The following is an 8,855-nucleotide window of genomic DNA, read 5'->3' on the forward strand; positions in this document are numbered from 1 at the left end:
CGGCGTGCGGCTACCCCGTAAGGGGACCGTCGTCACTCGTACGTGCTAATCCGCGGGTTATCGGCCCGCGGAGGCGCCCCCCGCCGTCCTAGGCTCCAGAGCCTGGCAGGCGGCAGGTCGAGTGCGGCAGGCACGGTCGGGGAGGGGCTCATGGAGGCGTTACCGGTACGGGCCCGCGCGCTGGTCGCCGGTGTCGTCCTGGCGGGCCTGCTCTGTCTGCTGTCCCTCCCGGGCGTCCGCGCCCCCTGGTGGGCGGTCGCCCTGCTCGCCGCGCTGTACGGCGGCTGCGAGCGCCTCGCCCGGTCGCGTCTCGTCGGCACCCCGCACCCGGGCGGAACCTTCTACCCCGTTCTGCTCGCCGGGGCCTTTCTGCTGCCGGAGCCCGCCGCGGCGCTGGCCGCCCTGCCCGGGGCACTGCTCATGCCCGTGGCGCGGCGGCCGTACCTGGCCCGGCGGCTCTGGCGGGCCGGCCGGCTGGTGCTCGCGGTGTGGGCCGCGAGCCGGGTCCACCGGATGACCGGTGGCCGGGACGCGGTGGCGGACTGCGACGTCCCGCTCGCGCTCGGGACGGCCGGGGCCGCGGTGCTGGTGTTCTGCCTGGTGCTCACCCTGCTGGACGGCGCCGTCCTGGCGCTGACGGCGGGCGTACCCCTGCGGCGCGGGGGACGGAGGGCGGGGCCGGCCGCCTGGTGGCGGTTGTTCCTGCGGTCACTGGCGCCGATCACCGTGCACGGCCTCGCCGGACTCATGATGGCCCTGCTGTGGCGCAGCCCCTACGGCCCCGTGGCCGCGCTCCTCGTGCTGCTGCCGATGTGCGTCTCGTGGTGGGCGTTCGCCCAGTACCACCGGGAACGGGCCGCGCACCAGGCGACGATCCGCGCGCTCGTCCAGGCCGTCGACATCAAGGACGGGTACACGCGCGGGCACAGTGAGCGCGTCGGACAGGCGTCGATGATGATCGCGCGCGAACTGGGCATGGACGACGAGCGGGTCGAGGTGCTGCGGTTCGCGGGCATCCTGCACGACGTCGGCAAGCTCGGCGTGCCCACCCGGCTGCTCACCAAGGACGGTCCGCTCACCCCCGAGGAGCGGCGGGTGATCGAACTGCACCCCGAGTACGGGCACGAGATGGTGCGGGGGATCTCCTTCCTGGGCGAGGCCCGGGCGGCGGTGCTGCACCACCACGAGCGGCTGGACGGCACCGGCTACCCCTACGGGCTGGCGGGCAGTCAGATCCCGGAGTCCGCGCGGGTGGTCGCCGTCGCCGACGCCTTCGACGCGATGACCTCCACCCGCTCCTACAGCCGGGCCCGGCCCGTGCCCGTGGCGCTGAAGGAGCTCCAGCGGTGCGCGGGATCCCACTTCGACCCACGGATGGTGGCCGCCCTGGTGCGCGTGATCGGCCGGGCCGGATGGCATCCCGCGGTGACCGCCGACGACGCCCGCGCCCGTGCCGTTCCCGCGCCCGCCGCACCGGTCACCGACCGGCCCGGGGCGCGCCGATGAGGCCCGGGCTGCACACCTTCGTCCACCTGTGCGCCGCGGTCCTCGCCGCCGGGGCCCTGGGCACCACCCTCCACAACGGCGTCGAGGAACGCGGTACCGCCCTCGCCTTCGGTGTGCTCGTCACCGTCGGCGAGCTCACCCGGCGCAGCGGGACGCTGATCAGGCAGGCCGCGCCGCTCGCCGCCGCCGGGTCGCTGGCGTACGCGCTGCTCGGCGAGGCCGGCGGCCGGCCCACCCACCACGGCGCCGCCCAGGCCGTCACCGTGGTGCTCGCCGCCTCCCTGCTCGGCAGCGTGCCGCACGTCGGGCGCGGCCACGGCCCCACCCTCGACCCGCTGGCCCGCCGGGTGCTCACCGTCGGCTTCGTCGCCGTGTGCTTCCAGCCCCTCTACAGCCAGGGCACGTTCGACGACTGGAGCGGGCCGGCCCACGCGCTGCTGCTGCTCGCCCTGCTGTCCCTCACCGCGCTGTGCGACGCCGTGCTCGCCGCCGCGCTGGCCCACTCCCGCACGGGGTGGCCCTTCCTGCCGATGCTGCGCGACGAACTGCGGGCCGTGCCCGGCATCGGGGCCGCCGTCGTCGCCACGGGCGCGGTGATGGCGCTCGGGGTCGCGGTCGTGGGGCTGTGGGCGCTGCCCGTCTTCTCCGTACCGCTGCTGCTCGCACAGCTGTCCTACCGGCGGTACGCCGCCGTGCGCGCCACCTACCGGCAGACCATCGCCTCCCTCGCGCGGGCCACCGAGATCGCCGGGTACACCCCGGCCGGGCACGCCCACCGGGTCGCGGCGCTCAGCCAGGCGGTGGGCCGGGACCTCGGGCTGACCGAGCCCGAGCTGACCGTGCTCGAGTACGCGGCCCTCATGCACGACATCGGCCAGCTCAGCCTCGTCGACCCGGTCCCCGCGGGCGCCACCGCCGGCCTGCCGGTCACCGAGCAGCGGCGGATCGCCCTGCTCGGCGGCGCGGTCGTACGCCAGACCGGGGTGGACCCCCGGGTGGCCCGGATCGTCGAGCGGCAGGCCGACCCGCACCGGGAACAGCCGCTCGCCGCGCGGATCGTCCGGGTGGTGAACGCGTACGAGGAGAAGTCCCGGGAAGGAGGGCCCGGCGGGCCGCTGACCGCGCTGGAGGAACTCCGGCTGGCGACCGCCGGGGAGTACGCCCCGGAGGTGGTCGAGGCGCTGGCCCGGGTGCTGTCACGGAACACGGAGGTGGTGCGTGCGTACGGGAGCCGAGCGCCGCGTGCGTCCAGGGACCGGGCGTGGTGAGGGTCGCGAACGGGGCTGTCTGACCCCGCCCGGGGCTGGGTAACCCATGGGTAATGAGCGCCTCTCCGGCCGTACGTGGTTGGATGCGAAGAAGAGGGTGTCCGGGGGCGCGGAAAGACACAGCCAGCCCACCGAACGGAACTGGCAGGCGGGAATCGTGAGGATCTTCGGCAAGGGACGGCACCGGCCCTCCGCCTCCTGGCGGCAGGCCACGGACCGCGCGTTCACGCTCATCGGCGACGGCCGGTACGAGGACGCGGGCGCGCTGCTGACACGGGCCGCCGATCTGGAACCCTGGCTGTCGGAGTCCTGGTTCAACCTCGCGCTGCTGCACAAGTTCCGGCACGACTGGGAGCAGGCGCGCGCGGCCGGCCTGCGAGCCGTCGCGCTGCTCGACCGCGACACCGGGGCTCCCGACTGGTGGAACGTCGGCATCGCCGCCACCGCCCTGCAGGACTGGCCGCTGGCCCGGAGGGCCTGGCAGGCCTACGGACTCAGGGTCCCCGGTCCCGCCACCGACTCCGGCGAGCCCCTCGGCATGGACCTGGGCAGCGCGGCCGTACGGCTGTCCCCGGAGGGGGAGGCGGAGGTCGTGTGGGGGCGACGCCTCGACCCCGCCCGGATCGAGGTGCTGTCCATTCCGCTGCCGTCCTCCGGGCGCCGCTGGGGCGAGGTCGTGCTGCACGACGGCGTGCCGCACGGGGAGCGGAGCACGGCCGCCGGGCACACCTACCCGGTCTTCGACGAGATCGAGTTGTGGGCGCCCTCACCGGTGCCGACCTGGGTGGTGCTGCTGGAGGCCGCGACCGAGGCCGACCGGGACGCGCTGGAGCAGCTGGCCTCCGACGCGGGTTTCGCCGCCGAGGACTGGTCGTCCTCCGTACGGCTGCTGTGCCGGATGTGCTCGGAGTCCCGGATGCCGTCCGACGAGGGCGAGGGCGAGCACCTCGACCCGCACGACCACAGCGAGCCGGGGCATCCCGGGCCGCTCGGCCACCGCACCGACGGGCAGTTGTGGGTGCCGGAGCGGGAGTGCGGCGTGGCCGCGCCGGCTTCGCTGGTCCGGGGACTGCTGGACGGGTGGGTGGCGGACAGCCCGGACTCGCGTGACTGGCGGGACCTGGAAGAGGTCTGCTAGCGCGCGGCTCCGCGGACCGGTCGCCGTACCCTGTATCAGCATCACACCCCCATGTTTTCCAGGAAGGCATACGTCGGTCATGGCTCAGCAGGACACCGATCAGCAGCACGTGGGCGTGCTCCCCGTCGACGACGAGGGGTACGTGATCGACACGGAGGACTGCGAGGAGCGCGAGGCCGCCTACCGCGAGCGCGGCACCTCCCGTCCGATCACGGTCGTCGGGAATCCGGTGCTGCACAAGGAGTGCAAGGACGTCACGGAGTTCGACGACGAGCTGCGCAAGCTGGTCGACGACATGTTCGCCAGCCAGCGCACCGCCGAGGGCGTGGGCCTGGCCGCCAACCAGATCGGCGTCGACCTGAAGGTCTTCGTCTACGACTGCCCCGACGACGAGGGCGTGCGCCACGTCGGTGTGGTCTGCAACCCCAAGCTGGTCGAACTGCCCGCCGAGAAGCGTCGGCTGGACGACAGCAACGAGGGCTGTCTGTCGGTGCCGACCGCGTACGCTCCGCTGGCCCGCCCCGACTACGCCGAGGTGACCGGTCAGGACGAGAGGGGCAACCCCATCAAGGTGCGCGGCACCGGCTACTTCGCACGGTGTTTGCAGCACGAGACCGACCACCTCTACGGCTACCTCTACATCGACCGGCTGTCCAAGCGGGAACGCAAGGACGCGCTGCGGCAGATGGCCGAGAACGAGCCGCGTTACCCCGTGGTCGCCAACGACTGACGCCCCGGCCACCGGGGCCGCAGAGCCCCTCGCGCACGGCGTCCGACCGGACCTGCTCCCGGATCGGGCGCCGTTCGTCTGTCCGTCACGCGTGCGATCCCCTATCGCCCCGCATTGATCCGGAACCGGTCACGTCACAGCGGAATCTCGGCGTCCTGGTGGAGCGAATGAAGCAAATCCGTTCCCAGAACGGTCAGTTGTGGTGCTGAATGGAGGTGCGGGGATACGCACCGGCGTGCGCCCGGCGCGGGGGCGGAGCACGCCAACTGGCGGCTGAGAGGGGATTGTTCGTGCATGCTTTGTCACACGGCACCACATCGACACCGACCACCATCGCAGTTCCACCGGCGCTGTCTCTCCCGGTGATCGAGGCGGCGTTTCCCCGGCAACTCCACCCGTATTGGCCAAAGCTCCAGGGGGCGACACGGGCATGGCTGCTCGAAAAGCGGCTCATGCCGGCCGACAAGGTGGAGGAACACGCCGACGGGCTGTGCTACACCGACCTCATGGCGGGCTACTACACAGGAGCCCCCGACGAGGTCCTGCAGGCGATAGCGGACTACAGCGCGTGGTTCTTCGTCTGGGACGACCGGCACGACCGCGACATCGTGCACGGCCGCCCCGCCGCCTGGCGGCGGCTGAAGGACGGGTTGCACTCGGCCCTCGACAGCCCCGCCGACCACCTGGGTCACGAGGACCCGGTGGTGGCGGGGCTCGCGGACAGCGTGCAGCGGCTGTACGCGTTCCTGTCCGGCACCTGGAACGCCCGGTTCGCGCGGCACTTCCACGCGGTGATCGAGGCGTACGACCGGGAGTTCCACAACCGCACGGAGGGAATCGTCCCCACCGTCGAGGAATACCTGGAACTCCGCCGGCTCACCTTCGCGCACTGGATATGGACCGATCTCCTGGAACCCAGTGCCGGCTGTGAACTCCCGGACACGGTACGGAAGAACCCGGCCTACCGGAGGGCGGCACTGCTCAGCCAGGAATTCGCCGCCTGGTACAACGACCTGTGCTCACTGCCGAAGGAAATAGCGGGCGGCGAGGTGCACAATCTGGGAATCAGCCTCATCACTCACGAGGGACTGACGCTCGAAGAATCGATCGCGGAAGTGAGGCGCCGCGTCGAGGAATGCATCAGCGAATTCCTGGAAGTCGAACAGGCCGCCTTGCGATTCGCCGACGGCCTCGACGACGGCACGGTACGGGGAAAGGAAATGAGCGCCGCCGTGCGCGTCTGCCTCGACAATATGCGGAACTGGTTCAGTTCCGTCTACTGGTTCCACCACGAGTCCGGCCGGTACATGGTCGACAGCTGGGACGACCGGTCCACGCCCCCGTACGTCAACAACGAAGCGGCAGGTGAGAAATGACCGTCGAGTCGGTGAAATCCGAACCGTCCGCGGCGACCGAACTGCGCGAGCCGCCGGTGGCGGCCGGCGGTGTTCCCGTCCTCGGCCACGGCTGGGAGCTGGTCCGCGACCCGTTGGCCTTCATGACCCGGCTGCGTGACCACGGCGACATCGTGCGCCTGAGGCTCGGCCCGAAGACGGTGTACGCCGTCACCACGCCCGCCCTCACCGGGGCGCTGGCGCTGAGTCCCGACTACATCATCTCCGGGCCGCTGTGGGAGTCCCTGGAGGGCCTGCTCGGCAAGGAGGGCGTGGCCACCGCCAACGGTCCGCTGCACCGGCGCCAGCGGCGCACCATCCAGCCCGCCTTCAGGCTCGACGCCCTCCCCGCCTACGGTCCGGTCATGGAGGAGGAGGCGCACGCCCTGACCGGACGGTGGGCCTCCGGGCAGACCGTCGACTGCACCTCCGAGTCCTTCCGGATCGCCGTGCGCGTCGCGGCCCGGTGCCTGCTGCGCGGCCGGTCCATCGACGAGCGCGCGGAGCGGCTGGGCGCCGCGCTGACCACCGTCTTCGGCGGGATGTACCGGCGGATGGTGGTGCCGCTCGGCCCGCTGTACAAACTGCCGCTTCCGGCCAATCGCGCATTCAACCGGGCGTTGGCCGATATGCACCTCCTCGTCGACGAGATCGTGGCCGAGCGCCGCGCATCCGATCAAAAACCGAACGATTTGCTGACGTTATTGCTGGAGGCGAAGGACGACAATGGCGACCCCATAGGGGAGCAGGAGATACACGACCAGGTGGTCGCGATACTCACCGCCGGCAGTGAGACGATCGCGTCCACGATCATGTGGCTGCTCAAGCTGCTCGCCGAACACCCGGAACACGGGGACAAGGTGCGCGACGAAGTAGAGGCCGTGACCGGTGGGCGCCCCGTGACATTCGAGGACGTCCGCAGGCTCACGCACACCAACAATGTCGTCGTCGAGGCAATGCGTTTGCGCCCGGCCGTCTGGATTCTGACCCGCCGGGCGGTGACCGAAACTGAACTCGGGGGATATCGCATTCCGGCCGGGGCGGACATCGTCTACAGCCCGTACGCGATCCAGCGTGATCCGGAGTCGTTCGAGCGTCACCTGGAGTTCGACCCCGACCGGTGGCTTCCGGAACGCTCGAAGGACGTACCGAAATACGCCATGCGGCCCTTCAGCACGGGCAACCGCAAGTGCCCGGGCGACCACTTCTCGATGGCCGTGCTGGCACTGACCACCGCGACGATGGCCACCCGGTTCCGCTTCGAGCCGGTGGCCGGTTCGGACGACACCACGCGCGTCGGCATCACGCTGCGCCCGAACCGGCTGCTGCTGAGGCCGGTCGCACGGTGAGACCCGCCTGCCGGCGGGCGTTCAGGCGGCCTGGGGGCCGCGGAACGTCCGCCGGTAGGCGTTCGGCGTGGTCCCCACGGCGCGTACGAAGTGGTGGCGCAGGGCGGCCGCGTCGCCGAAACCGGTGCGGCCCGCGATCGCGTCCACCGTCTCGTCCGTCGCCTCCAGCAGACGCTGGGCCAGCAGGACGCGCTGGCGCAGGATCCAGCGGTAGGGCGTGGTGCCGGTCTCCTGCCGGAAGCGGCGGGCGAAGGTGCGCGGAGACATGTGGGCGCGCGCGGCCAGCTGCTCGACGGTGACCTCCTCGTCGAGATGCCGCTCCATCCACACCAGCACCTCGGAGACCGTGTCGCCCCCGGACGGCGGCAGCGGGCGCTCGATGTACTGGGCCTGGCCGCCGTCGCGGTGCGGGGGCACGACCATCCGCCGGGCGATCTTGTTGGCGACCTCCGGACCCTGCTCCCTGCGCACCAGGTGCAGACAGGCGTCGATGCCGGCGGCGGTGCCCGCGGAAGTGATCACCGGGTCCTCGTCGACGTAGAGCACGTCCGGTTCGACGGTCAGATGGGGGTACCGCCTGGTCAGGTCCTCCGCGTGAAGCCAGTGGGCGGCGGCGCGCCGGCCGTCGAGGAGCCCGGCGGCGGCGAGCACGAACACACCGGAGCAGACGCTGAGCACCCGGGCGCCCCGGTCCACGCCCCGGCGCAGGGCGTCCAGCAGCTCGGGCGGGAAGTCCCGCGTGGCGTAGCGGGAGCCGGCCGGCACGGCGATGAGGTCCGCCGTCTCCAGGCGCTCCAGGCCGTGCTCGATCCGGAGGGAGAAGCCCGTGCTGCTGCGCAGCGCGCGGCCCTCGGCCGAGGCGACGGCGAAGTCGTAGACCGGCAGGCCGTCGTCGCTGCGGTCCACGCCGAAGACCTCGCAGACGACGCCGAGTTCAAAGGGGTTCACGCCGTCGAGGAGGACGACGACCACATTCCGGAGCATGTCTCCAGTGTGCCGCATCGTTGGCAGTAAATCGAGGGTGTACGGCAGTCCTGCCACTGCCGGTGGGGAGCGCCCGGAGCGACAGTGGTGTCCATGGATACGACACACGTGGAAGCACTGCTCGGCACACTGACCGTCCTCGGCCTGCTGGTCCTGATGGTCCTCCCCGCCGTGATCGGCATCGTGCGCGACCGGCGGATCGACCGGCAGATCCGGCAGGCGGAGGCGGACCGGGCCGCCGCGGAACGGCGCGACGCCCCCGCCGCGCCGGCCCGCGCCGCACGGGGCGCCACGCCGCACCGCACCGCGCGGGCGGCGTGAGGCGGGGTGGCACCCGGGCCGGCACCCTCCGGAGAGTCCCCTAGAAGTCCTCGTCCAGGTCGACCGTGCCCTCCACGGCGACCTGGTACGCGGACGGGCGCCGCTCGAAGAAGTTCGTCAGCTCCTGGACGCCCTGGAGCTCCATGAAGGAGAACGGGTTCTCCG

At 71.9% G+C, this 8,855-nt stretch carries 8 protein-coding genes and 1 pseudogene; 7 read left to right on the plus strand and 2 right to left on the minus strand.

The window, feature by feature from the left end:
• The first annotated feature begins 150 nt into the window (after window positions 1–150).
• The 6 genes from RIM90_RS28525 (at window position 151) to RIM90_RS28550 (ending at window position 7,385) form a co-directional block, all read left to right on the plus strand.
• Window positions 151–1,506 (plus strand): HD-GYP domain-containing protein, encoded by a 1,356-nt coding sequence (locus tag RIM90_RS28525; RefSeq protein WP_309063636.1) that lies wholly within the window; start codon window positions 151–153, stop codon window positions 1,504–1,506.
• A complete protein-coding gene (locus tag RIM90_RS28530; protein WP_309063637.1) occupies window positions 1,503–2,774 on the plus strand; it encodes an HD domain-containing protein in 1,272 nt (423 codons plus the stop codon). Before RIM90_RS28525 ends, RIM90_RS28530 begins: the two co-directional genes overlap by 4 nt.
• Window positions 2,775–2,931: 157 nt before the next feature.
• On the plus strand, window positions 2,932–3,912 hold the full coding sequence (locus RIM90_RS28535) for a hypothetical protein (RefSeq protein WP_309063638.1): 981 nt from the start codon (window positions 2,932–2,934) through the stop codon (window positions 3,910–3,912).
• Between the two features lie 79 nt (window positions 3,913–3,991).
• Complete coding sequence (gene def, locus RIM90_RS28540) at window positions 3,992–4,642, plus strand: peptide deformylase (protein ID WP_309063639.1); 651 nt, start codon at window positions 3,992–3,994, stop codon at window positions 4,640–4,642.
• Between the two features lie 290 nt (window positions 4,643–4,932).
• Window positions 4,933–6,018, plus strand: a complete 1,086-nt coding sequence (gene cyc1, locus RIM90_RS28545) for an epi-isozizaene synthase (protein ID WP_309063640.1) — start codon at window positions 4,933–4,935, stop codon at window positions 6,016–6,018.
• Complete coding sequence (locus RIM90_RS28550; RefSeq protein WP_309063641.1) at window positions 6,015–7,385, plus strand: cytochrome P450; 1,371 nt, start codon at window positions 6,015–6,017, stop codon at window positions 7,383–7,385. Before cyc1 ends, RIM90_RS28550 begins: the two co-directional genes overlap by 4 nt.
• A gap of 21 nt (window positions 7,386–7,406) precedes the next feature.
• On the opposite strand, the gene RIM90_RS28555 is transcribed toward RIM90_RS28550, so the two are convergent.
• The gene (locus RIM90_RS28555; RefSeq protein ID WP_309063642.1) at window positions 7,407–8,369 is read right to left on the minus strand and encodes a helix-turn-helix domain-containing protein; all 963 of its coding nucleotides are present in this window, start codon (window positions 8,367–8,369) and stop codon (window positions 7,407–7,409) included.
• A 93-nt stretch (window positions 8,370–8,462) separates the two neighbouring features.
• Between RIM90_RS28555 and RIM90_RS28560 the strand changes: the two genes are divergently transcribed.
• Window positions 8,463–8,690, plus strand: coding sequence for a hypothetical protein (locus RIM90_RS28560; protein ID WP_309063643.1), 228 nt, complete (start codon window positions 8,463–8,465; stop codon window positions 8,688–8,690).
• Window positions 8,691–8,730: 40 nt separating this feature from the next.
• On the opposite strand, the pseudogene RIM90_RS28565 reads toward RIM90_RS28560, so the two are convergent.
• Window positions 8,731–8,855 (minus strand): annotated as a pseudogene (locus tag RIM90_RS28565) (ribonucleoside-diphosphate reductase); the annotation flags it as partial.

The organism is Streptomyces sp., assembly GCF_031181555.1.
Classification (GTDB): Bacteria; Actinomycetota; Actinomycetes; order Streptomycetales; family Streptomycetaceae; genus Streptomyces; species Streptomyces fimbriatus.

Bases quoted from the DNA above. Each gene is read 5' to 3' on its own strand.
- RIM90_RS28525 (WP_309063636.1), top strand. From the start codon at position 151: ATGGAGGCGTTACCGGTACGGGCCCGCGCGCTGGTCGCCGGTGTCGTC.
- RIM90_RS28530 (WP_309063637.1), top strand. From the start codon at position 1,503: ATGAGGCCCGGGCTGCACACCTTCGTCCACCTGTGCGCCGCGGTCCTC.
- def (WP_309063639.1), top strand. From the start codon at position 3,992: ATGGCTCAGCAGGACACCGATCAGCAGCACGTGGGCGTGCTCCCCGTC.
- RIM90_RS28550 (WP_309063641.1), top strand. From the start codon at position 6,015: ATGACCGTCGAGTCGGTGAAATCCGAACCGTCCGCGGCGACCGAACTG.
- RIM90_RS28555 (WP_309063642.1), bottom strand. From the start codon at position 8,369: ATGCTCCGGAATGTGGTCGTCGTCCTCCTCGACGGCGTGAACCCCTTT.
- RIM90_RS28560 (WP_309063643.1), top strand. From the start codon at position 8,463: ATGGATACGACACACGTGGAAGCACTGCTCGGCACACTGACCGTCCTC.